The organism is Sphingopyxis terrae subsp. terrae NBRC 15098 (assembly GCF_001598815.1).
Classification (GTDB): Bacteria; Pseudomonadota; Alphaproteobacteria; order Sphingomonadales; family Sphingomonadaceae; genus Sphingopyxis; species Sphingopyxis terrae.
The window spans coordinates 25,688-48,947 of sequence record NZ_BCZQ01000017.1; the positions used below are offsets into that span (position 1 = coordinate 25,688).

Annotated in this window: 16 protein-coding genes and 1 tRNA gene; 7 read left to right on the forward strand and 10 right to left on the reverse strand. The window is 65.2% G+C overall.

Translation table 11 applies throughout. The features are described from left to right. Positions 1-2: 2 nt before the first annotated feature. Positions 3-4,334: a hypothetical protein gene (locus tag STE01S_RS10740; protein WP_409371976.1), complete on the forward strand. Its 4,332-nt coding sequence runs from the start codon at positions 3-5 to the stop codon at positions 4,332-4,334. Positions 4,335-4,493: 159 nt separating this feature from the next. On the opposite strand, the gene STE01S_RS10745 is transcribed toward STE01S_RS10740, so the two are convergent. After that, a complete protein-coding gene (locus STE01S_RS10745) occupies positions 4,494-6,587 on the reverse strand; it encodes a RelA/SpoT family protein (protein ID WP_058811283.1) in 2,094 nt (697 codons plus the stop codon). 142 nt (positions 6,588-6,729) lie between these two features. Further along, entirely contained in the window at positions 6,730-7,065 is a 336-nt protein-coding gene (locus STE01S_RS10750) for a CC_3452 family protein (protein WP_062767624.1), read from the reverse strand. A 123-nt stretch (positions 7,066-7,188) separates the two neighbouring features. On the opposite strand from STE01S_RS10750, the gene STE01S_RS10755 reads away from it, so the two are divergent. Genes STE01S_RS10755 through STE01S_RS10765 form a run of 3 tightly spaced genes read left to right on the forward strand, consistent with a single transcriptional unit; the run spans position 7,189 to position 9,695 of the window. After that, entirely contained in the window at positions 7,189-7,698 is a 510-nt protein-coding gene (locus tag STE01S_RS10755; protein WP_003046553.1) for a winged helix-turn-helix transcriptional regulator, read from the forward strand. A gap of 48 nt (positions 7,699-7,746) precedes the next feature. Next, complete coding sequence (locus tag STE01S_RS10760) at positions 7,747-8,892, forward strand: sensor histidine kinase (protein ID WP_058811037.1); 1,146 nt, start codon at positions 7,747-7,749, stop codon at positions 8,890-8,892. Beyond that, positions 8,889-9,695 (forward strand): LytR/AlgR family response regulator transcription factor, encoded by an 807-nt coding sequence (locus tag STE01S_RS10765; protein ID WP_003046549.1) that lies wholly within the window; start codon positions 8,889-8,891, stop codon positions 9,693-9,695. The genes STE01S_RS10760 and STE01S_RS10765 overlap by 4 nt, the downstream gene beginning before the upstream one ends. Before the next feature lie 108 nt (positions 9,696-9,803). On the opposite strand, the gene ribA is transcribed toward STE01S_RS10765, so the two are convergent. The 4 genes from ribA to STE01S_RS10785 all read right to left on the reverse strand — a co-directional run bounded on the left by ribA (position 9,804) and on the right by STE01S_RS10785 (position 15,137). Continuing rightward, positions 9,804-10,874, reverse strand: a complete 1,071-nt coding sequence (gene ribA, locus STE01S_RS10770; RefSeq protein WP_062767626.1) for a GTP cyclohydrolase II — start codon at positions 10,872-10,874, stop codon at positions 9,804-9,806. Continuing rightward, the gene (locus STE01S_RS10775; protein WP_003046544.1) at positions 10,871-11,665 is read right to left on the reverse strand and encodes an exodeoxyribonuclease III; all 795 of its coding nucleotides are present in this window, start codon (positions 11,663-11,665) and stop codon (positions 10,871-10,873) included. Before STE01S_RS10775 ends, ribA begins: the two co-directional genes overlap by 4 nt. A gap of 387 nt (positions 11,666-12,052) precedes the next feature. Next, positions 12,053-12,709 (reverse strand): LolA family protein, encoded by a 657-nt coding sequence (locus STE01S_RS10780; RefSeq protein ID WP_062767628.1) that lies wholly within the window; start codon positions 12,707-12,709, stop codon positions 12,053-12,055. A 112-nt stretch (positions 12,710-12,821) separates the two neighbouring features. Next, positions 12,822-15,137: an FtsK/SpoIIIE family DNA translocase gene (locus tag STE01S_RS10785; RefSeq protein WP_062767630.1), complete on the reverse strand. Its 2,316-nt coding sequence runs from the start codon at positions 15,135-15,137 to the stop codon at positions 12,822-12,824. 139 nt (positions 15,138-15,276) lie between these two features. On the opposite strand from STE01S_RS10785, the gene STE01S_RS10790 reads away from it, so the two are divergent. Next, positions 15,277-16,506, forward strand: coding sequence for an FAD-dependent monooxygenase (locus STE01S_RS10790; protein WP_062767632.1), 1,230 nt, complete (start codon positions 15,277-15,279; stop codon positions 16,504-16,506). Between the two features lie 96 nt (positions 16,507-16,602). Then, positions 16,603-17,307 (forward strand): sigma factor, encoded by a 705-nt coding sequence (locus STE01S_RS10795; protein ID WP_062767633.1) that lies wholly within the window; start codon positions 16,603-16,605, stop codon positions 17,305-17,307. 4 nt (positions 17,308-17,311) lie between these two features. On the opposite strand, the gene STE01S_RS10800 is transcribed toward STE01S_RS10795, so the two are convergent. Both STE01S_RS10800 and STE01S_RS10805 read right to left on the reverse strand, forming a co-directional pair. Further along, positions 17,312-17,962, reverse strand: coding sequence for an LON peptidase substrate-binding domain-containing protein (locus STE01S_RS10800; RefSeq protein WP_003046528.1), 651 nt, complete (start codon positions 17,960-17,962; stop codon positions 17,312-17,314). After that, positions 17,962-18,873 carry a tetratricopeptide repeat protein gene (locus tag STE01S_RS10805; protein ID WP_062767773.1) on the reverse strand — a complete coding sequence of 304 codons (912 nt, stop codon included), beginning with the start codon at positions 18,871-18,873 and terminating at the stop codon, positions 17,962-17,964. Before STE01S_RS10805 ends, STE01S_RS10800 begins: the two co-directional genes overlap by 1 nt. Positions 18,874-19,098: 225 nt before the next feature. Between STE01S_RS10805 and STE01S_RS10810 the strand changes: the two genes are divergently transcribed. Then, positions 19,099-19,173, forward strand: a tRNA-Gly gene (locus tag STE01S_RS10810). A gap of 195 nt (positions 19,174-19,368) precedes the next feature. Here the strand turns inward: STE01S_RS10810 and STE01S_RS10815 are convergent. Both STE01S_RS10815 and STE01S_RS10820 read right to left on the reverse strand, forming a co-directional pair. Continuing rightward, positions 19,369-19,965 (reverse strand): cation transporter, encoded by a 597-nt coding sequence (locus STE01S_RS10815; RefSeq protein WP_003046522.1) that lies wholly within the window; start codon positions 19,963-19,965, stop codon positions 19,369-19,371. A gap of 117 nt (positions 19,966-20,082) precedes the next feature. Next, a complete protein-coding gene (locus tag STE01S_RS10820; RefSeq protein ID WP_037553392.1) occupies positions 20,083-23,244 on the reverse strand; it encodes an efflux RND transporter permease subunit in 3,162 nt (1,053 codons plus the stop codon). Positions 23,245-23,260 lie beyond the last annotated feature (16 nt).

Below are 23,260 nucleotides of genomic sequence, written 5' to 3' on the forward strand. Positions count from 1 at the left end.
CGATGATGCGCAGGCTCCTCGCCCTCCTGATCTTCCTGTTGATGGCGATGACCGCCGGTATGCAGGGCGCGCGCGCGTCGGAAGGCGAAAAGCCGGTCGCCGTCACCTATCGCTTCACGCCGCCGGCGCCGCGCGAACAGAGCGAGGCCGACGTCGAGGCAAAGTCGAAGGGCTGTTACAGCTGCCACACCCAGACCGACCGGCCGTCGATGCACGCGACGCCTGCGGTGCGCCTCGGCTGTACCGACTGCCACGGCGGCGATTCGCAATCGCCCGCGGCGTTCGGGCGCCCCGAACTCGGCTACGACAATCCCTATAATCTGGCGGCGATGAAACTCGCGCATCCCCAGCCGACGCTGCCCGGGGCGTGGGGTGGCACATCGGCGAACCCGAAGCGCAGCTATACGCTGCTCAACAAGGAAGCGCCCGAATATATCCGCTTCGTCAACCCGAGCGACTACCGCGTGGCGCGCGAGGCGTGCGGGTCATGCCACCTCGAGATCATCGAGGCGACCGAGCGGTCGCTGATGTCGACCGGCGCGATGCTGTGGGGCGGGGCCGCGTACAACAACGGCATCGTTCCCTACAAGAATTACATCTTCGGCGAGGCCTATACGCGCGACGGCAAGGCCGCCTGCATCCTGTCGCCCTCGTCGCGGCTGACGAAAGAGGAATATGCCGAGGCGTGCAAGCCGGAGTTCGGCTTCGACAAGATTTTGACCGACGCCGAAAAGAAGCGCGGCGCGCTTGCCAAAATGTACCCGCTGCCGCGCTGGAGCGTGATCCCGCCCGGCGACGTCTTCCGCGTCTTCGAACGCGGCGGCCGCAACATCAACACCCAGTTCGCCGAAATCGGCCTGCCGAACCCGACCGGCAGCATCCAGCGGCTCGAGGAACCCGGACGTCCCGACCTCAAACAGTCGAACCGCGGTCCCGGCACCGGGCTGCGTGTCGCGATTCCGGTGCTCAACATCCACAAGACGCGCCTCAACGACCCCTTCATGTGGTTCATGGGCACCAACGACCAGCCGGGCGATTATCGCCAGTCGGGCTGCGCCGGCTGCCATGTCATCTATGCCAACGACCGCGAACCGCGGCACAGCCTGACTTATGCGCAATATGGCCGCGATGGCGAAAGCGCGACGATCGATCCGACGATCGCGGGGAAGAAATGGAAACCCGATGATGACGGGCATGGCGGCGGACATGGTGGGGGCGCTGCTGGCGACGCGCATGGCGATCCGGCGAAACATGCGCCGTCGCCCGATGGCCATGGCGCGCTGATCGACCCCCAAGCCGCAAAAGCCCGACCGCAAGCCGCACCCGCGAAGGACCGGCGCGAATCGGGGCATCCGATCACCCACGCCTTCACCCGCGCGATCCCGACGGCGCAGTGCATGAATTGCCACATGCACCAGCCCAATATCTTCCTGAACTCCTACCTCGGCTACACGATGTGGGATTATGAATCGGACGCGCCGCAGCTATGGCCCGGTCCCGACAACACCGCACCGCGCCCACTGGGGATGAGCGACGAGGAATATCAGAAGAAATACAAGCAACAACGCTATCCGACCGCCGCCGAAGTCCACAAGGTTCTCGAACGCAATCCCGAAGGCGCGAGCCCGCGCGGCCTGTGGGCCGACGTCGAGTTTCTGCGCGACGTCTATGACGTGAACGACAGCAACAAGGACACCCAGTTCGCCGACTATCACGGCCATGGCTGGAACTTCCGCGGCATCTTCAAGCGCGACCGCAGCGGCAATCTGCTCGACGCCGACGGCAATATGTCGACCTATGGCACCGACAAGGCGCACATCGTCGATCCCAAGGATCCCGAAAAATGGCGCAAGAGCTGCGCCAGCTACAGCGACCCGGCGCAGCGCGACCTGTGTCTCGCCAGCGCCGATCCCGCCAAACCCGGTGTCGAGGGCAAGTTCGTGCCGCCCGGCATCAACCCCGGCAAGGCGGTCCATATGATGGACATTCATGCCGAAAAGGGGATGCAGTGCGCCGACTGCCACTTCGCGCAGGATGCGCACGGCAATGGCTATATCCAGGGCGAAGTCGCGAACGCGGTCGAGATCGGGTGCAAGGATTGCCATGGCACCGCCGATGCCTATCCCAATCTGCTCACCTCGAACGTCGCAGCACGGCCGCAAGGGACCAATCTTGCGCTGCTTCGCAATTCGGACGGCCGGCGCCGGTTCGAATTCCAATATGACGACAATGGTGAAATCACGGGGCTGATCCAGCGGTCCATCGTCGATCCGAAGCTCCAGTGGCAGGTCAGCCTGGTCAAGCAGGCGGTGACGCCGGGGCCGCATTTCAACGCGAAAGCGGCGCGCGCCAAACTGATGTCGCGCAGCGGCGCCGACGATGGCAGCTTTGCGTGGGGGCCGGGCGTGGCAAGGGAAGATCGCGCGCACGGCGACGACAAGATGGCCTGCTTCACCTGCCATCTGTCGTGGACGACGAGCTGCGGCGGCTGCCATTTGCCGATCGAGGCGAACTGGAAGACCAGCATGCACCATTTCGAAGGGGAGGAGACGCGCAACTTCGCGACCTATAACCCGCAGGTGGCGCGCGACGAGATGTTCCAGCTCGGCCGGCACATGCTGACCAAGCCCGGCGAGCCCGACGCCGACGGCAATCCGCGCGGGATCATCGCGCCGATCCGGTCGACATCGGCGCTGGTCTTGTCCTCGACGAACCTCAACCGCGAACGCATCTATATCCAGCAGCCGCCGATCTCTGCTGCGGGCTTCTCGAGCCAGGCCTTCGCGCCGCATTTCCCACATACGGTGCGGCGTCAGGAGACGAAACAGTGCACCGACTGCCATCTGTCGCAGGCGGACGACAATAATGCGATCATGTCGCAGCTGCTCCTGATGGGGACCAATTTCGTCAATTTCGTCGGGCTCAATGTCTGGTCGGGGCTGGAGGACGGCTTCCAGGCGACGCGCGTCACCGAATGGGACGAGCCGCAGGCGGTGATCGGCAGCTATCTGCAGAAATATGCCTATCCCGACTATTGGCGCCTGCACGTCGATCAGAACCATCGCGAGCTCAAAAATTGGGTGCGCGGCAAGACCTTCGACAAGAAGGGGTCGGGCGAAAGCCATGCGCTCGAGGAATTCGCCAATATCGTCCAGGGGACGAGCGGCCGGGTCAACTGCCTGCAACTGCGCGGCGAATATATGTATGTCGCCGAAGGCAGGGGCGGCTTTCGTGTCTATGACGTCGCATCGATCGGCAACAAGGGCTTCTCCGAACGCGTCACCCGCGCGCCTTTTTCGCCGCTGGGGCACGATACGCATGTCAAAACGACGAACGCGACCTGCATGGCGATCGGCACGACCCAGCCGATCAGCATGGCCCGCAACGAGCATATCCGTAAGGATTTCCCCGAAAATCACGAACAGGCACTGCACCCGCTCTACCGCTATGCCGTCATCACCGACAGCGTCGAAGGCCTGATTCTGGTCGACATCGACACGATGGCGGACGGCGAATTCCGCAACAACAAGCTGACCCGCGCGCTGACGTGGAATCCCGATAATGTGCTGGCCGGGGCCCGCCACGTGACGCTTGCGGGCGACTATGCCTATGTCACCGCCGATGCCGGGCTCGTCGTGCTCGACCTGTCGACGCCGCTCGAGCCGAAGGTGACGGCGCAGCTGCCGCTGACCGATGCGCGCGCGAGTGCCGTGCAGTTCCGGTACCTGTGGGTCACCGACGCGGAGGGCGTGAAGCTGTTCGACATCACGCATATGGACCGGCCGGAACCGGTGCCGGCGGGAACGGTGCGGCTCGCCAACGCGCGCAAAATCTATCTCGCGCGCACCTTCATGTACGTCGCGGCCAAGCAGGACGGTCTGGTGATCGTCGATGTGACGCGGCCGATGGCGCCGGCCGTCTGGCCCGCGATGACCTTCGGGGGAGCGCTCAACGATGCAGAGGATGTGATCGTCGCATCGACCAATGCGTCGCTCTTCGCCTATGTCGCCGACGGACGGAACGGCATCAAGGTGCTTCAGCTTACCAGTCCGGACAATCCCGGCCTCTATGGCTTCTCGCCCGCGCCGACGCCCGAACTGATCGCCTGGGCCAAAACTCCGTCGCCGGCGCTCGCTCTGTCGAAGGGGCTCGACCGCGACCGGGCGGTCGACGAAACGGGGGGGCAGATGGCGGTGTTCGGCCGCGTGGGATCTCGCCCCTTCACCCGGCCCGAAATGGAGAAGCTGTTCCTGAACAGCAAGGGGCTGGTCTACAAGGTCAGCGACACCGTCGATCAGGCGGCGTGGCGACCGCCGCTGGCCTACCCGAACTGAAGGCGAAGGCAGCTAGGCCGGCTTACCTTGCATCGTCATCCCGGACTTGATCCGGGATCCATTCTTTCAACGCCGGATGAATGGATCCCGGATCAAGTCCGGGATGACGAAAGTTGGAAAATGGCTGTTCCCTACCCCTAAGCTGCCTGAGTTGATCGCCTAGAGTCGCTCCGCCTGCACGACGCTGTCCGACGCGCGGAGCGCGGACAGGATACGCATCACATGCTGAACGTCGCGCACCTCGACGACGACGTCATAGGTGTGGAAATCGCCCTCGCGGTTCGACAGCCGCAGATTGGTGATATTCGCCGAATTGGCGGCGAGGATGCCCGACATTTCGGCGAGCGTGCCGGTTTCGTTGAGGATGACGACGCACAGCCGCGCATTGCCGCCCTCGCTGTCCTCCTGCCACCTGAGGTCGATCCAGTCGGCGTCGATGCCGTCGGCCAGGCTGGGGCAGTCGATAACATGCACCTCGATCCCCTCGCCGGGCCGCGCGAGGCCGACGATGCGGTCGCCGGGAACGGGGTGGCAGCAGTCGGCAAGCTTGTAGGCGACGCCGGGGGTCAGCCCCTCGATCGACACCGCAGCGCCCTGGCGCAGCTTGCCGGGCTTCGATTTCATCTCGGCGGTGATGCCGGGGACGAGCGCTTCGAGGATCTGGTCGTCGGACAATCGCCGCCGCGCGATCGCGACATAGAGCGCGCTGTCATCCTCGAGCTTCAGCCGCTCGCGCGCCGCGGCGCGCGCCTTGTCGCCGACCTTGTTGGGCAGGCGGCGGGCGATCTCGTCGTACATCTTGCGACCAAGGGCGGCGAGTTCGACCTTTTCCTTCGACCGGACATGGCGGCGGATCGCGGCGCGCGCCTTGCCCGTCACCGCAAAGCCCAGCCACGCGGGCTGCGGCGTCTGCTTTTCCGACGACAATATCTCGACGGTATCGCCGTTGACGAGCTGGGTGCGCAGCGGCACGAGCCGGCCGTTGACCTTGGCACCGACGGTGCGGTCGCCGAGCCCGGTGTGGACGGCATAAGCGAAATCAACCGGCGTCGCGCCCTTGGGAAGCTGGAACAGGCTGCCCTTCGGCGTAAAGGCGAAGATGCGGTCCTGATACATTGCGATGCGCGTATTCTCGAGCAGTTCGTCGGGGTCGTGCGTCTGGTCGAGGATTTCGAGCAGGTCGCGAATCCACCCCGCCTGTCCGTCGGGTGAGCCGCCGCCCTGCTTGTAGGCCCAGTGCGCGGCAAAGCCGAATTCGGACTGCTGGTGCATCGCCTCGCTGCGGATCTGGATTTCGATCCGCATATTTTCATTGTGCATGATCGTCGTGTGCAGCGACTTGTAGCCGTTGCGCTTGGGGGTCGAGATATAATCCTTGAAGCGGCCGGGGACCATTTTCCACTTGCGGTGAAAGACGCCAAGCGCGGCATAGCAGTCGGCATCGCTGCGCGTGATGACGCGAAAGGCGATGATGTCGGTGACCTGTTCGAAGCTGACGTGGCGTTCCTGCATCTTGCGCCAGATCGAATAGGGATGCTTTTCGCGCCCCGACACGTCCGCCTCGATCCCGCTTTTCGCGAGCAGCTCCTTGAACTCGCGGCTGATCCCGGCGACCTTGTCCTTGCCGCCCGCGGTCAGTTTGGCGAGCCGGCCGGTGATCGTCGCATAGGCCTCGGGCTCGAGCTCGCGAAAGGCCAGAAGCTGCATTTCGCGCATATATTCATACATGCCGATCCGCTCGGCAAGCGGGGCATAGATGTCCATCGTCTCCTTGGCGATGCGGCGCCTTTTGTCCGGATTCTTGATGAAATGCAGCGTGCGCATATTGTGCAGCCGGTCGGCGAGCTTGACGAGCAGCACGCGGATATCGTCGGACATGGCGAGCAGGAATTTGCGCAGATTTTCGGCGGCGCGCTCATTCTCGGTCTGCGCCTCGATCTTGCTGAGCTTGGTGACGCCGTCGACCAGCCGCCCGACGTCGGCGCCGAACAGCCGCTCGATCTCTTCGGGCGTGGTCAGCGTGTCTTCCAGCGTGTCGTGGAGCAGCGCGGTGACGATCGTCTCGCTGTCGAGATGCAGGTCGGTCAGGATGCCCGCGACCTCGACCGGATGGCTGAAATAGGGGTCGCCCGAGGCGCGCTTCTGGCTCCCGTGCTTCTGTACGGTGAAGACATAGGCGCGGTTCAGCAGCGCCTCGTCGACGTCGGGATCATAAGCGCGCACGCGCTCGACAAGTTCATACTGCCTCAGCATCGCATCCAATGTCGTTCATGCGATGCCAATTGCAATATATTTGTATCGGTGGAGCAGCGAAGCCGCTGGCTTCGCCAAGGCAAGAAAAGGGTCGCGCGGTGCAGAGGGGAGAGCGTGCGCGGCCCTTCTTGCGGGCGAAGGGTCAGCCTTCGCCGTTGCAGCGCGCGAGGTCGGCGTCCTCGATCGGCTTGCCATCGACGGTGAAGCTCGTAACGCGGCCGGCCTTCTTGGCGAGCGCGGCGCACATCATCAGCGGGCGGCTGGTGCCGCGGCCTGCCGTGCAGGTCGTGCCCTCACAGACCCAGACGACATCGCGGGCGACGAAGCGCGCGGTCTTCGCCGCGTCGGCCAGTTCGGCGCGATAGAAAGGGCCGCCAGCGGCGGCGGCGGGAACAGCGGGGAGCGCCGCGGCGCCGATCGACAGCGCGCCCGCCAGGGCGAGTATCGGGGTGCCGGGGGAAAGCCGGAAATGGAACATGGGAGCCTCCTTTTTTTGACAACCGGAAGGTTGCGCTTCGCGATCTGGTGCGTCCGTTGCGAAATGCAACCGAGGCCCTATATTTTTTTGGCACGGCGGCGATTTTACGTTAGGGCATGGCCTATGGGAAAATTACGCGAAAAACTGAACGATCTTGATGGGGGCAATTGCGCCTTGCCGCTCGCGCTGGAGGCGATGGGCGAACGATGGTCCTTCATGATCCTTCGCGCCGCTTTCAACGGTGTCCACCATTTCGAGGAGTTCCAGCAGGAGCTCAATATCGCGCGCAACATCCTGTCGAACCGGCTTTCGAAGCTGGTCGATCATGGCATCATGGCGCGCGAAGTGATGGCGGAGGATCGCCGCAAGGTTCTGTACCAGCTTACCCAGAAGGGCGTCGAACTGCTGCCCGCGATGATCGCGCTGCGCCAGTGGGGCGAAAAATGGGGGGCGGGAGTTCCCTCGACCCCGGTGCTCGTCGATTCGCATGACGAACAGCCGATCGGCCCGGTGACGATCACCGCGCACGACGGCCGGCCGCTCGAATATGGCGAGCTTGTCTGGAAACATCGTTCGGAACTCCAGCCGCTCGGCCAGGCGCGCGTGCGGATGGCACCGGTCGCGGCCGAATGATCCTCACTTTGCGGACGGCGCGCTCGTCCCCTGATTTCGGCGGCTGACATGGCAAGCCAGACTTCCCCGATTCCGCTGTTCGGCTTTTCCTCGCCCGGACCGTTTTTCGGGAACAAGGTCCGCGCCTTCTGGAATCTCCAGATCCTCGGCTGGCTCGGCTGGTTCGGCCTGCGCGTCGTGTCGGGGCTGGCGGGCGGCCAATCCTTCGATTTCCTTGTCCTTGTCGTTGTTTCGGCGGTTACGGGTTTTTCGCTCACGCTGCTGCTTTCGGTTTGCTACCGCGCGCTGATCAACCGCCGCACGATCCTGATGTGGGGGGCAAGCTTCGGCCTCCTGGCCTTTGCCACCGCAGTCTGGGCTTTCATCGACGCCTGGCTGTTCCAGATATTGAAACCCGACAGCGAGACGAGCTTTACCGGCCTGCTGCTGGTGTCGATCTATATCGACGCGACGACGCTCGCGGCCTGGTCGGCGCTCTATTTCGCGATCAACTATTTCCTGCAGCTCGAGGAACAGAATGACCGCGTGCTGCGGCTCGAGGCGCAGGCCGCGTCGGCGCAGCTCGCGATGCTGCGCTACCAGCTCAACCCGCACTTCCTGTTCAACACGCTCAACAGCATCTCGACCCTCGTCCTTCTGAAACAGACCGAGCCCGCCAATGCGATGCTGTCGCGCCTGTCGGCCTTTCTGCGCTACACGCTCGCCAACGAACCGACCGCACAGGTAACGCTGGCGCAGGAGGTCGAGACGCTGAAGCTCTACCTCGACATCGAGAAGATGCGTTTCGAGGACCGGCTGCGGCCGCATTTCCAGATTGATCCGGCGGCGCAGCGCGCGCGCCTGCCTTCGTTGCTGCTTCAGCCGCTGATCGAAAATGCGATCAAATATGCGGTGACACCGCAGGAAGAAGGAGCCGACATTACGCTGACGGCTCAGCTTGCCGGTCAAAATGTTCGGATTACCGTGTCCGACACCGGCACGGGATTGTCAGCCGATGGCGTCGACCCCACCACCGGGATTGCAACGGAATCGACCGGTGTGGGTTTAGCCAACATCAGGGACCGGCTGGCCCAGGCCTATGGCGACCAGCAACGGTTCGAGGTGCAATCGGGCACCGATGGCGGATTCACGGTGATTATCGAGATTCCGTTTCAGCCCGATGGACAAGCGACGATTGGAACCGAACGCACATGACGATCAGAACCATCCTGGTGGATGACGAGAAATTGGCGACCCAAGGCCTGCAACTGCGGCTTGAAGCGCATAGCGATGTCGAAGTCGTCGACACCGCGCAGAACGGCCGGGAGGCCATTCGCAAGATCAAGACGCACAAGCCCGACCTCGTCTTCCTTGATATCCAGATGCCCGGATTCGACGGTTTTTCGGTGATCCAGGGACTGATGGAAGTCGAGCCCCCGCTCGTCGTCTTCGTCACCGCCTATTCGGACCATGCGATCCGCGCCTTCGAGGCGCAGGCGGTCGATTATCTGGTGAAGCCCGTCGAGCCCGAGCGGCTCGCCGATGCGCTCGACCGCGTTCGCCAGCGCCTCGCCGAAAAGCGCGGCGTGGCCGAGGTTGAGCGGCTGAAGACGGTGCTTGCCGAAGTCGCGCCCGACGCGGTCGAGGAATATGATGCCGAAACGGCGGCCGATGCGCCCGCCGCCGACCGCTACGAAAAGATGATCAACATCAAGGATCGCGGGCAGATTTTCCGCGTCGATGTCGACAGCATCGAACGAATCGACGCTGCCGGCGACTATATGTGCATCTACACCGCCGACAATTCGCTGATCCTGCGCGAAACGATGAAGGATCTCGAAAAGCGGCTCGACCCGCGCAATTTCCAGCGCGTGCATCGCTCGACCATCGTCAACCTCAGCCAGGTGAAGCAGGTCAAGCCGCACACCAACGGCGAGTGTTTCCTCGTGCTCGGTTCGGGCGCGCAGGTGAAGGTCAGCCGCAGCTACCGCGATGTGGTCGCGCGTTTCGTGCACTAACCCCCGACAATAAACATCGTCATTGCGAGGAGCGAAGCGAAGCGGCGATCCGGAGCACGCGTAAACCGCCCTGGATTGCTTCGCTGCGCTCCTCGCAATGACGAGGCTTTACAATTGATGTCCCGTGCGGTCGCGCTTGGTCGCTAGATAGCGTTCGTTGTGCGGGTTCGTCGGCAGCGCGAGCGGGATGCGTTCGACGACGTCGATGCCCTCCCTTTCCAGTCGCGCGACCTTTTCAGGATTGTTGGTCATCAGGCGGATGCGCGGGATGTTGAGCAGCGCGAGCATCTGGCCGGCGATCGCAAAATCGCGCGCCTCGACGGGGAAACCCAGCCGCAGATTGGCATCGACCGTATCATAGCCCTGATCCTGCAGCGCATAGGCGCGCAGCTTGTTGACGAGGCCGATGCCGCGGCCTTCCTGGCGCAGATAGAGCAACACCCCCCATGGGGCGTCGGCCATCGCGTGCAGCGCCGCATGCAGTTGCGGTCCGCAATCGCATTTGAGACTGCCGAGCACGTCGCCGGTCAGGCATTCGCTGTGCAGGCGTACCACGGGCGGATTGCCGTCGCGCTTGCCGATGATCAGCGCGACATGGTCCGACGCTTCCTCGGGGCTGCGAAAAGCAACGATCTCGGCGGTTTCGCTCGCCGCGACAGGCAGGCGGGCGCGCGCCGCGATTTCGAGCCGCGACGGGTCGAGCAGGGCGGCGACGTCGGCGGTGGAGCAGGCGGTTTCGGCTTCCCCCTTGGCCGCGCGCACGAAAAAGGCGGGGAGCAGGCCCGCGTGGCGCGCCATCGTCATCGCGGTCGCGGCTGCCGCCTCGCCGCCGCTCGCGATCGTGCGGAATGGTCCTTTGAGCGGATTGGCGAGGTCGAGCGCCGGGTCGGCGATCGCCAGCGCCGCGGCGACGCTTGCGGCGCCGTCCGCCAGTCGCACCGGCCCCGGCGTCGCGGCGGCGCGCTGGTTGGTAAGCTTCAGCGTGACCGCGCGCTCGCCCGAGATCAGCAGGTCGGCGCTGCCGAATTCGGCCAGCGCCGCATCGCGCGCGCTTTCGACGGCCAGCAGATCGAGAGCCCCGTCGGCGCCTTCGATCCGAAAGGGCCAGCCGCGGCGCAGCGCGTCGATCGCACGCGCGGCGCGGCGGGCGCCGCGGTCGCTGGCCGGCGCGTCGCTCAAAATGCGAATTCCGTGACGAGCGGAATATGGTCTGACGGGCGTTCCCAGCTCCGCGCCGGCTGGACGACGCGGTGGCTCTGCGCCGCGTTCCGTATGTCGGGCGTGACCCACATATGGTCGAGCCGGCGACCGCGGTTCGACGCTTCCCAATCTTTCGCGCGGTAACTCCACCAGGTGTAGAGCGGGGTCGGCGGCGCCACGAACTGGCGGCCGAGATCGATCCAGCCGGCCGCGGCCTGGAGACGGGCGAGCGTATCGACCTCGATCGGCGTGTGGCTGACGACGTCGAGCAGCGCCTTGTGGTTCCATACGTCGCTTTCGAGCGGCGCGACGTTGAAATCGCCGGTCAGCACCGTCGGCGTATCGGCGAGCGCGCCCGCCCATTCGGTCATGCGCCCCAGAAAATCCAGCTTCTGCCCGAATTTCGGATTGAGCGCGCGGTCGGGTATATCGCCGCCGGCCGGGATATAGACATTGTCCAGCCGTACCCCCGACGGCAGCGTCACGCCGACATGGCGTGCCTCGCCATTGGCTTGCCAATCATATTTGCGCACATCGGTGAGCGGCAGCTTGCTGACGATCGCGACCCCATGGTGCATCCGCTGGCCGTTGGTGACGATGTGACGATAACCCAGGTCTTCGAACATCTGTTTCGGGAACAGCCCGCATTCGACCTTCGTTTCCTGCAGGCAGAGGACGTCGGGCGCCTCTTCGCGCAGGAATTTCTCGACGATGCCGATGCGTGCACGCACGCTGTTGATGTTCCAGGAAGCAATGCTCGTTTGGGTCATGGAGTCCGGCTCTATCGGTGCGAAGCCTTCACTGCAATCGTTGCGGGCTGGTGCCGCCTGCACCGACGCGCCGGACACGCCGCGCATAAACATAAACCCCCGTTCCAGGGGCGGTGGAACGGGGGTTCAAGGTCAGCGTTCGTCACGCTCTTGAATGAAGACACCTGGCAATCCGGTTGGGGCAACAGGGGGAAACCCAAAATCCGGAGGCCGTGTCGGCGCCTTCGAGAGATGAAATAGCCCCCCTTCCCTGTCGCCAAGCTGAACGAAAATCGGCGGCTGTCGGCGACATTTGCAGTTCGTCGATGCCGAACGTCGGTTGGGCGGAAAAAGGGCGCCGAATCCCCTTGGGGAAACGGCGCCCCGTTCATAAAAGTCGCGCTGGCGTCAGACGCGGCCGCGCTGTTTGGGGCGCGGATCGGTCCAGCGGAAAGCCGAATCGGCGACCGGCACGTTGAAGCGCTGATTCGACAGATCGATCCGTGTCCGGTTGTTCTGCGAATCGAGCGCGACCCAGCCGCGCAGTCGCAATCCGCCCGGCGCCCCCGCATCGCGGATGAACACCATGGTGATCGTCCCATATTCGGGGCGCTTGGGGTCCTTGACCTCGACGCTCAGCACATCGCTGTTTCCGGTCGGGACGACCTTCGCATATTTGGCGAGATCGCGATCGGGATTGAGCAGCGCGCCGAGCGGCGAATTTTTCACCGGCCAGCTCTGCACCTGCTTGACCTCATAATCGATCATCGTCAGGCGGCTGCCGTCGCCGACGATCAGCAGCGGGACGCCCTTCTGATACTGGAAGCGGACCTTGCCCGGACGCTTCAGCGTCAGCTGTCCGCTCAGCCGCTGACCGTTGCGATCCGTCTGCACGAAGTCGGCGGTCATCGAACTGGTCGACTTGAGGTGCGATTGCACCGCGGTAAGCGCGCTCGCCGATTGCGCAATGGCGGGCGCGGCCAGCGTCAGGCCGAGGGCGGCGGCAGGCGCGAGCGCCAGCGCGGCGGCGCGGGTCAGGAAATGGCGGTCGATCGTCAGGGTCATCGGGCTCTCTTGTTTGTTTCGGTCGATGCCGGCTTGTTGCAGGGCGGCATTGAACCCGCCCTGAACCCGGCCTTTAGACGCTGTTCAAGTCGTTGGCGGAGCGAAAGGTTCCCTATCGCGGCTGCCCATATTGGTCGGTCAGCACGTCGCGGCGGCCGACATGGTTCGGCGGGCTGACCAGCCCTTCGTCCTCCATCCGCTCGATCAGGCGCGCCGCGCTGTTATAGCCGATGCGCAGCTGGCGTTGCAGCCAGCTGGTCGATGCCTTCTGGCTTTCGACCACGATCTGGCAGGCCTTGGCATACATGCGGTCCTCGGCACTGTCGCCGCCCGCAGGTGCGCCTTCCATCGCGAAGCCGCCGTCCTCGGGATCCTCGGTGACGCTCTCGACATAGTCGGGGCGCCCCTGGCCGCGCCAATGATCGGCGACCGCGCGGACTTCGTCGTCGGACACGAAAGGACCGTGGATGCGCGTGATCTGCTTGCCGCCGGGAACGTAAAGCATGTCGCCCTTGCCCAGCAATTGTTCGGCGCCAGCCTCGCCCAAAATGGTGCGGCTGTCGATTTTCGACGTCACGTTGAAGCTGATGCGGGTCGGCAGGTTCGCCTTGATGACGCCGGTGATGACGTCGACCGACGGACGCTGCGTCGCAAGGATCAGATGGATGCCCGCCGCGCGCGCCTTTTGTGCCAGGCGCTGGATCAGGAATTCGACTTCCTTGCCCGCGGTCATCATCAGGTCGGCAAGCTCGTCGACGACGACGACGATCTGCGGCAGCGGCTGATAATCCAGCGTCTCTTCCTCATAGACCGGCTGGCCGGTCTCGGGATCATAGCCCGTCTGGACACGCCGCCCGAGCGACTTGCCCTTGGCGAGCGCGCCGCGCACCTTGTCGTTGTAGGACGCGAGGTTGCGCACCGAGAGCGATGACATCATCCGGTAGCGATCCTCCATCTGCTCGACCGCCCATTTGAGCGCGCGCACCGCCTTCTTGGGTTCGGTCACCACCGGGGCGAGCAGATGCGGGATATCGTCATAGACGCTGAGTTCCAGCATCTTGGGATCGATCATGATCATCTTCACCTGATCGGGACCGAGGCGATAGAGCAGCGACAGGATCATCGCATTGAGGCCGACCGATTTACCCGACCCGGTGGTTCCGGCGATCAGCAGGTGCGGCATCGGCGCGAGGTCGGCGATCACCGCGTCGCCGCTGATATTCTTGCCGAGGATGATGGGCAGCGCGCCGCTATGTTCCTGAAACAGCCCGCTGCCGATGATCTCGTGCAACACGACGGCCTCGCGGTGCGCGTTGGGCAATTCGATGCCGATGACGGTGCGCCCCGGGATCGGCGCGATGCGCGCCGACAGCGCCGACATGTTGCGCGCGATGTCGTCCGCGAGGTTCGACACGCGGCTCGCCTTGGTTCCGGGCGCGGGCTCGAGCTCGTACATGGTGACGACCGGACCGGGGCGGACCGCGGTGATCACGCCCTTGACCTGGAAATCCTCGAGCACCGATTCGAGCAAGCGTGCGTTGCGTTCGAGCGCCGCCTTGTCGATCTGTCCCGCCGGCGTGTCGGGGGCCGGGGCAAGCAGGTCGATCGAGGGAAGCTGGTAATTGGTGAACAGCTCGGTCTGCGGCTTCGCGCGCGGCTTCGACGGCGCCGAGCGCTGCGCCGGGTCGGCGATCTCGGGCGGGGCGCGGTCGCTCGGTTCGGCGCGCGGGCGCGGCCGGATCACGCGCTCGACCAGATTGGCGGGGCGCGGCGCATCGGCCGGGGCCGCGCGCGCCGGTTCGACGACCCGGCTTCCTTCGGCCGCCGGCAGTCTGAGCCGCCCGAGCCAGCCCTTTTCGAGCCGCAGCGAGCGCATCGCGAGCCAGAGGCCGACAAGGATGAGCAGCAGGATCGTACCGAAGCGGATCAGCGCCGCGGCGGGGTCGCCCGCCAGCGCAAACAGCGGGGTGATCGCGCTCCCCGCGAGCAGGGCGAGCAGGCCGCCCCACCCCGCGGGCATCGGCGAACCCGACGCCGGCGACCAAAGCTCGGCGCCCATGCCGACGAGCAGGATGCCGGCAAAGCAATAGGCGAGCTGACGCAGCCAATAGGGCTGCGGCTCGGCCGCCCACAGCCGCCACGCCATGATGCCGAACAGCGGGACGAGCAGTGCGATCGGCGCGCCGCCGACCGACAGGCCAAGGTCGGCGAACCAGGCGCCCGCATGGCCCATCCAGTTGGCGGCGCTGCCGCCGGCAGCGGTGTTGAGCGCTGCGTCGGTGCTGTCGTAGGTAAGCAGGGCGAGCGCGAAAAACAGCGTGAAGGCGGCGAGCGCCAGTGCCGCGGCGATCACCAACGATCGCGCGATGCTTTGTCTGAAAACGGTGCGCCAGTCGGCCTTCGCCGATGCGGCCTTGCGGCTTGCCATGCGGAATGCGGTCCTCGATCGATTAACCACGGCGATATGCGCATGGGGCGGACTCGTCGTCAAGCGGCGCCCGGCGCGCCGATGGTCCGCGTGCGCCTGCCCGCTTCCCAAGCGCGCCGGGCCAGAGTAGAGCGGCGGCATGAGCGAAGTATTGCGCAGCGATGTCCTGATCTCCGGCGGCGGGCTTGTCGGCCAGGCGCTGGCGATCGCGCTTTCCCATCATGGTCTGTCGTCGCAGATCGTCGACCCCGCCGATCCGGTTGCGACGATCGCGCCCGGCTTCGACGGCCGCGCCTCGGCGATCGCCAGCGCGGTGTGGCAGATGTTCGGCGTGCTCGGCCTTGCCGATCGGCTTGCGCCCCACGGCTGCCCGATCCGCGCGATCAAGGTCAGCGACGGGGGACAGGCGGGCGAGCTCGATTTCGTCGCCGATGCGGATGCCCCCGCGCTCGGTACGATGGTCGAAAACCGCCAGCTTCGCCTCGCGCTTGCGGCGGCGCTCGGCGAAGCGCCGCTGGTGCGCCTGTTCATGCCGGCGAAGGTGGTCGCGCGCGATGTCGACGCGCATGGCGTCACGCTGACCCTCGCCGACGGCACGCGGCTCGCGGCGCCGCTGCTCATCGTCGCCGAAGGGCGCCGATCGCCGACCCGCGATGCGGCGGGCTTCACGATCGCCAACTGGTCCTATCATCATCACGCGATGATCGGCGCGGTGGCGCATTCGCGCCCGCACGATCAGGTCGCGCACGAAATCTTTTTCCCCTCGGGGCCCTTCGCGCTGCTCCCGCTCGTCGACGATGCCGAGGGGCGGCATCGTTCGGCCTTCGTGTGGACCGTATCCGAACAGGACGGGCCGGGTTTCGCCAAGCTGGGCGACCGGGGCTTCCTTGCCGAACTGGGCAAGCGCGCGGGCGACATTCTCGGCACGATGGAACTCGTCGCGCCGCGCATGACCTATCCGCTCGGCTTCCATCACAGCGCGCAGATCGTCGGCGACCGCATCGTCCTGGTCGGCGACGCCGCGCACGGCATCCATCCGATCGCGGGGCAGGGTCTCAACCTGGGGCTGCGCGATGCGGCGGCGCTGGCCGAGGTGCTGGTCGACGGCGCGCGGATCGGGCTCGACCTTGGCGACGCGGCGCTGCTCGCGCGCTATCAGCGCTGGCGCGGGCTCGACAATCTGATGGTCAGCCTCGCAACCGACGGACTGACGCGGCTGTTCGGCATTCCCGGACGTACTGCCTCCTTTGTCCGCCGTACCGGGCTCGGCGCGGTGCAGCGCATGCCGGCGCTCAAGCGCTTCTTCATGGACGAAGCGCGCGGCGAAGCTGGCGATCTGCCGCGGCTGCTCGCCGGCACGGAAATATAGGTAATCCTACTTAGGTGTCCGGTGCGGCCGCGCTAACCATCGCGGCATAGCCTGATCCTGCGCGGCCATTTTGCCGCCGGGAACAGGGGACATAAGATGTCGGACAGGAGCGAGGCATTCGAAAGCGCGGTCGGCGCGCTGATCGCGGCGCACACCGCGGCAGAGGCGGCACCGGGTGCGCGGGCACGGGCGCGGATCGATCGTGCCTTTGCGCATCTGCTGGCGCTCGCGGCGCCGCGCATTCGCTATTTCACGCGCGCCTACGGGCTTGGCGACTGTGTCGATGACGCGGCGCAGGCGTGCGCGATCGCGTTGCACCGCGCGGCCGAACGCTATGATCCCGCGCGCGCACGCTTTACCACCTATGCCAATTGGCAGATTCGCGCCGAGCTTCAGGCGCTGCGCCTGCGCCTGCATGGCGACCCGCGCTGCGCGGGTCGGCGCGGCGCCGTGACGCTGTCCTATGATGCACTGGTCGACGACGGCGCCGGGGACTGGCTGGCCGATCCCGCCGCCGAAGGCGCGACCGAAGGCGGTGCGCGCGATGCGCTCGCCGCGCTGTGCGCCGACCGGCTCGTCGCCGAATGGGCGCAGCGGCGCGGCAAGGCGCTTGCAGGCGGCGCGCGCGGCGGAGCGGCAGGAGCGCGCGCGGCGACGCGGCTCGCGCATGAACGCGCGCTCGTCCGGCGCCAGCTCGCGCATGTCGATTCGCTCGTCGAACGGCTCGGCGAAAGCGACCGTCACATCGTCCGCCGCGCCTTTGCCGATATGGCGCAGGCGGCGGGCGGCAAGCCGCACTGACGCCCTATTGCAGCGTGGCGCGCCCGTCGTCGCCGTCGAAGCGGCCGAAAAACTGCATCAACTGGATCACCAGCTCGGCGCGCATTTCGAGCGGAGAGGTTTCGAGCAGCGCCTGCTTGGCCGCGGCGTCGAACGGTGCGACCTGCGCGATGCCGTTCACCAGCGTTTCGTCGTCGAGCTGCCCGACCGAAGCCCAGTCGACAACATAGCCCTGCCGCTGCGCAAAGCGTTTCGCCTCGCGCTCAAGGCTCGCGCGCTCGATGCTCGACAGCACCGCTTCATCCTCGACCTCGGCCTCTATCTCTGCCTCGACCTGGCGAAAGGGTGTCGTGACGTCGAGCTCGCGGCGGACGCGAAAGCGCGCGACACCTTCCAGGACGATGTTGAACCGCCCCTCGGCCAGCGCCTCGACGTCGATGATGCGCCCTACGCAGCCGACATCATAAAGCGCGGGGGGCTCGCGATCCTCCTCGCCGGGGATCTGGCGCGGCTGGATCATCCCGATCTGCCGGTCGCGCGCCAGCACTTCCTGCACCATCGCCTTGTAGCGCGGCTCGAAAATGTGGAGCGGCAGGTGCAGCCCCGGAAACAGCACCGCCCCGGGCAGCGGAAAAATCGCGATCCGCTGAATGGTCAGGGGCGCGTCGGTCGGCATCAGCCGAACAGGATCAGTGACAGGCGGCGGCGCTGCGCGGCGACCCACGGATCTTCTAGCCCCACCGCTTCGAACAGCGACAGCAGTTTCGCGCGTGCCGCACCGTCGTTCCATTCGCGGTCGGCGGCGACAATGTGGAGCAGATTGTCGGCGGCGGCATCGCGCTGTCCCGCGCCGATCTGCGCTACGGCAAGATCAAAGCGCGCCTGATGGTCGTCGGGATTGGCGGCGGTCGCGGCCTCCAGCGCCGCGAGTTCGCCCGCGTCGGGGGCATCTGCGGCGAGTTCGAGCGCGCTTTTCGCCTGCGCAATCGCGGGATCGCCCGCAATGTCGGCGGGGACGGCGGCCAGCGCCAGCGCCGCGCCTTCGCTGTCGCCTGCGGCGAGCAGCGCGCGGATCAGCCCGCCGTGCGCGGCGGCGCTGTCGGGCGCCATGTCGGCGATCTGCGAAAAAATGCCGACCGCGCGCGGGCCGTCGCCTTCGGCCAGAACCGATTCGCCCATTTCGAGCAGCGGGGCGATCTCGACCGCGCGTGCACCGGCGTCGCTTTCGACGGGCAGTTGGGCGAGCAGTTGGTCGAGCATCGACTTGAGCTGGCTTTCGCTGCGCGCGTTGGTCAGGTTGACGACCGGCTGGCCCTGAAAGATCGCGTAAACGGTCGGGATCGACTGGACCTGAAACTGGCTCGCGATGAAGCCGTTCGCATCGACGTCGACCTTCGCCAGCACCACGCCCTTGTCGGCGTAATCGGCGGCGACCTTTTCGAGCACGGGGGCGAGCTGCTTGCACGGCCCGCACCATTCGGCCCAGAAATCGAGGATGACGAGCTTCGTCATCGACGGTTCGACGACGTCGCGGCGGAAGGCCTCGACGGCTTCCTTTTCCTGCGGGTTCAGCCCCAATGTCGCCACGCTCATGCTCCTTGCCGGTTGTTTCGCGCCATGGTGGCGGGCTGCAATGGCCCCGTGCCGACGCGAAAAGAATCTCTTCGCCGCGTTATGTGGGAATTGTGCGCCGGATGCCAACCCTTCGCCCGGCCCCTGTAAGAAAAGTACAAGGGGGGGCTTGCCGACTCCAAAAGCCGGTGCTAATCGCCCGCCTCACCCGCTGGCACCCACCGGTCGCCAGCCGCCAGAGCGGGCGTAGCTCAGGGGTAGAGCACAACCTTGCCAAGGTTGGGGTCGAGGGTTCGAATCCCTTCGCCCGCTCCAGTTTTCCTAACAATTTCAGACACTTACGCCGAATGGCGGCGTAATACGCGTCGTTACGTGGGCTCGATTTTTGCCTCGCGTAATAAGGACGTAATATGATGGGAGCGAGCTGTCGGGTGCCTCTAGGGCAGGATCGGCGACGTTGTTCGCAGAGGTCCGAACATTCTTCCGCCGATCCGACACGCCTCACATGCTCTAATCTTTCTGCTGTTTGGCCTCTTGGCGGGCGTCGCGAAGGATTTCGATGCCGCCCTTGATCGCGATCAGCGCAGTCGCAAATCCAACCAGAAGGTCCGGCCAGTTCGTACCGAGCCACCAGACGAGGACACCCGCGATCAGGATGCCGCCGTTCGAGATGAAGTCGTTGTAGCTGAAGGTTGTCGCGGCTCTGAGGTTGACGTCCGGATCCTGAATGCGCTGCAAGAGCTTCAGACAAGCATAGTTCACCACCGCAGCGACGGCCGACATGATCATCATTGTCGGACCGATCGGTTCGCTGCCTTCGAAATAGCGCCGTCCTACATCGAACAGGACGCCGGCCGCGAAGACCAGCAGCATGACACCCGATGCCGTGGCAGCACGGGTTTTCCATTTCAGGCCGTGGCTGAGCGCAACGAGGCTCAAGGCATAGACCGCGGCGTCGGACAGATTGTCGAGCCCATTGGCGATGAGCGCGCTCGAATCGCCGAGCCCGCCGGTTACGAGGAAGGCGATCGCGATAGCCGAGTTCAGGACGAGAACGATCTGGAGCGTTCGCTTTTCGCGTTCGCTCCCGGATGCTTTTTCATTCATTGCAAGCTCCTCAATCCTCACCATCCCTAAAAGGAGGCGGAACCCGCTTGGGTTCCGCCCCAGTCAGCACTCTCGGTTGCCGCCGACAGGGGGGAATGGCGGCCATCCGGGAGTGTCTCAGCCTTCGGGGCTGGGGACGCTGCTCGGGCGCGCCAGCTCTTCCTCTTCGGCCTTCGCGGTCCGTCGATGGACCAGGAGGTACAGGGCCGGCAGCACGAGCAAAGTCAGGATCGTCGACGAGATGATCCCGCCGATGACGACAGTTGCCAGCGGCCGCTGCACCTCGGACCCAGCCCCGACATTGAGCGCCATCGGTACGAACCCGAGCGACGCCACCAGCGCCGTCATCATCACCGGTCTGAGGCGGGTCAGCGCGCCTTCGCGGATCGCCTCGACGAGCGCTTTTCCGCGTTCGCGCAGATCCTTGATGAAGGATAGCATCACCACGCCGTTCAGCACCGCGACCCCGGACAAAGCGATGAAGCCGACGCCCGCCGAGATCGATAACGGAATGTCGCGCAGCGCCAGCGCCGCGACCCCGCCCGTCAGCGCCAGAGGCACGCCCGAGAAGACGATCGCAGCATCGCGCACCGTGCCGAACAGCATGAACAGCAGCCCGAAGATCAGCAGCAGCACCAGCGGCACGACGATCTGGAGGCGCTCGGTCGCGGACTGAAGCTGCTCGAATGTGCCGCCATATTCGATGTAGTAACCATCGGGCAGCACGACCTCAGCTTCGACCTTTTGCGTGAGCTCGTCGATGAACGAGCCCAGATCGCGCCCACGAACATTCGCCGTGATCACCGCGCGGCGCTTGCCATTTTCGCGGCTGATCTGGTTCGGCCCCGCCGCGAGCGATATCTCCGCCAGCTCCGAAAGCGGCACGAAGCCGCCGGCCGGAAGTGCAACGGGGAGATTGCCGAGCGACGCGAGATCGGTGCGAATGGCCTCGGGAAGCCGGACGATGACGTCGAAGCGGCGGTCACCCTCGAAAAGCTCGCCGGCCTGACGGCCGCCGGTCGCTGTCGAAACCGCATCCTGCACCGTTTCCATGCTGACACCGTAGCGCGCGAGCTTGTCGCGATCGGGCGTGACCGAGAGCATCGGCAGGCCGGTGACCTGTTCGAGCTTCACGTCCTGCGCGCCCGCAATCCCGCCCGCGACTTCCTCGATCGCCTGCCCCGATTCGAGCAATTGATCGAGGTCGTCGCCGAACAACTTGATCGCCACGTCGGCGCGAACGCCGGCGATCAGCTCGTTCATGCGCATCTTCACCGGCTGGGTGAACTCATAATTGTTCCCTGGCACCTCGTTCGCCGCCTTGTTGAGTTCGGCAACGAGCTGGTCGCGCGTCTTTCTCGGATTGGGCCATTCCTTCCGGTCCTTGAGCATGATGAAATTATCGGCGACCGACGGGGGCATCGGATCGGTCGCTACCTCGGGAGTGCCGATCTTCGCGAACACCCGCTCGACTTCGGGGAACTGCCTGATCCTCTTCTCCAGCGCCTCCTGCATCGCGATCGACTGGGTGAGGCTCGTCCCCGGAATGCGCATCGCGTGCATCGCGATATCGCCTTCGTCGAGGTCCGGGATGAACTCGGACCCGAGACTGGTCGCCGCCACGCCGCTCAGCGCGACAAGCGCCAAAGCACCAGCCAGCGCAGCCTTCGGCCAATTGAGGACGCGGTCGAGCATCGGGCGGTAGCCCTTGCCGAGCCCGCGCATCAGCCAATTTTCCTTTTCTTCGACCTTGCCGGTCACGAACAGCGCCACCGCGGCCGGAACCAGGGTGAGCGACAGCAGCAGAGCGGCGGTAAGCGCGAGGACGACGGTGATCGCCATCGGATGGAAGGTTTTGCCCTCGACGCCCTCGAGCGCGAAGATCGGCAGATAGACTGCGGTGATGATAATAATGCCGAAGATGCTCGGCTTGATCACTTCTGCGCTTGCGGAAGCGACTAGGCCGAAGCGCTCGTCGCGGTCGAGCAGGCGTCCGAGCCTGTGCTGAGCCTCGCCGAGCCGGCGGAGGCAGTTCTCGACGATGATGACGGCCCCGTCGACGATGAGGCCGAAGTCGAGCGCCCCGAGGCTCATGAGGTTTGCCGATGTCCGCGTCTGGAGCATGCCCGTCAGCGTCATCAGCATCGCGACCGGAATGACCGCCGCCGTGATCAGCGCGGCCCGGAAATTGCCGAGCAGCAGGAACAGGATCACGATGACGAGCAGCGCGCCCTCGGCGAGATTCTTCTGCACCGTCGAAATCGTCCGCTCGACGAGCGCGGTGCGATCGTAGAGCGGCTTGGCAACGACACCCTTCGGCAACGCACGCGAGGCTTCGACGAGGCGTTCGGCCGAGGCCTGCGCCACCACGCGCGGATTCTCGCCGATCAGCATCGAGACCGTCGCGAGGACGACTTCCTTGCCATTTTCGGTTGCGGCGCCTGTGCGGAGCCCCGAGCCGATCGCGACATCGGCGACGTCGGCGATCCGGATCGGAACCCCGCCGCGGGTGGTGACGATGATCTGCGACAGGTCACGCTCATTATTGGCCTGACCCGGCACGCGGATCAGAATCTGTTCGCCGCTGCGCTCGACATAACCGGCCCCGCGGTTGGCATTATTGGCCTCGAGTGCGGTGACGACATCGTTGAGCGAGAGATTGAGCGAGGCGAGCGAGGCCGGGTTGGGTGTCACATGATATTGGCGGGCATAGCCGCCGATCGTGTTGATCTCGGCGACCCCCGGAATCGTGCGCATCTGCGGCCGGATGACCCAATCGGACATCGTCCGGAGGTCTTCCGCCGTATAAGGCGTGCCGTCGGGTTTTCGCGCGCCCGGTTCGGCCTCGATCGAGAACATGAAGATTTCGCCGAGGCCCGTCGAGATCGGGCCCATTTCGGGCTCCATCCCGGGCGGAAGCTGGCCGCGCGCGGCCTGGAGCCGCTCGTTGACCTGCTGGCGCGCGAAATAGATGTCGGTCCCGTCCTCGAAGACGACAGTGACCTGGCTCAGGCCATAGCGCGAGATCGACCTGGTATAGTTGAGGTTCGGGATGCCCGCGATCGCGGTCTCGATCGGATAGGTGATGCGCTGCTCGGACTCGAGCGGCGAATAGCCTTCCGCCTTGGTGTTGATCTGGACCTGGACGTTGGTGATGTCGGGAACGGCGTCGATGGGCAATTTGGTCGCGCTCCACGCGCCGATCGCGCAGAGGAGCGCGACCACCGCGAGGACGAGCCATCGTTGCCGGATCGAAAAGCCTATGGTTCTGGCTAGCATGTTATCCTGCTCCCCG

Bases quoted from the DNA above. Each gene is read 5' to 3' on its own strand.
- STE01S_RS10740 (WP_409371976.1), top strand. From the start codon at position 3: ATGATGCGCAGGCTCCTCGCCCTCCTGATCTTCCTGTTGATGGCGATG.
- STE01S_RS10745 (WP_058811283.1), bottom strand. From the start codon at position 6,587: ATGCTGAGGCAGTATGAACTTGTCGAGCGCGTGCGCGCTTATGATCCC.
- STE01S_RS10750 (WP_062767624.1), bottom strand. From the start codon at position 7,065: ATGTTCCATTTCCGGCTTTCCCCCGGCACCCCGATACTCGCCCTGGCG.
- STE01S_RS10755 (WP_003046553.1), top strand. From the start codon at position 7,189: ATGGGAAAATTACGCGAAAAACTGAACGATCTTGATGGGGGCAATTGC.
- STE01S_RS10760 (WP_058811037.1), top strand. From the start codon at position 7,747: ATGGCAAGCCAGACTTCCCCGATTCCGCTGTTCGGCTTTTCCTCGCCC.
- STE01S_RS10765 (WP_003046549.1), top strand. From the start codon at position 8,889: ATGACGATCAGAACCATCCTGGTGGATGACGAGAAATTGGCGACCCAA.
- STE01S_RS10775 (WP_003046544.1), bottom strand. From the start codon at position 11,665: ATGACCCAAACGAGCATTGCTTCCTGGAACATCAACAGCGTGCGTGCA.
- STE01S_RS10780 (WP_062767628.1), bottom strand. From the start codon at position 12,709: ATGACCCTGACGATCGACCGCCATTTCCTGACCCGCGCCGCCGCGCTG.
- STE01S_RS10785 (WP_062767630.1), bottom strand. From the start codon at position 15,137: ATGGCAAGCCGCAAGGCCGCATCGGCGAAGGCCGACTGGCGCACCGTT.
- STE01S_RS10790 (WP_062767632.1), top strand. From the start codon at position 15,277: ATGAGCGAAGTATTGCGCAGCGATGTCCTGATCTCCGGCGGCGGGCTT.
- STE01S_RS10795 (WP_062767633.1), top strand. From the start codon at position 16,603: ATGTCGGACAGGAGCGAGGCATTCGAAAGCGCGGTCGGCGCGCTGATC.
- STE01S_RS10800 (WP_003046528.1), bottom strand. From the start codon at position 17,962: ATGCCGACCGACGCGCCCCTGACCATTCAGCGGATCGCGATTTTTCCG.
- STE01S_RS10815 (WP_003046522.1), bottom strand. From the start codon at position 19,965: ATGAATGAAAAAGCATCCGGGAGCGAACGCGAAAAGCGAACGCTCCAG.
- STE01S_RS10820 (WP_037553392.1), bottom strand. From the start codon at position 23,244: ATGCTAGCCAGAACCATAGGCTTTTCGATCCGGCAACGATGGCTCGTC.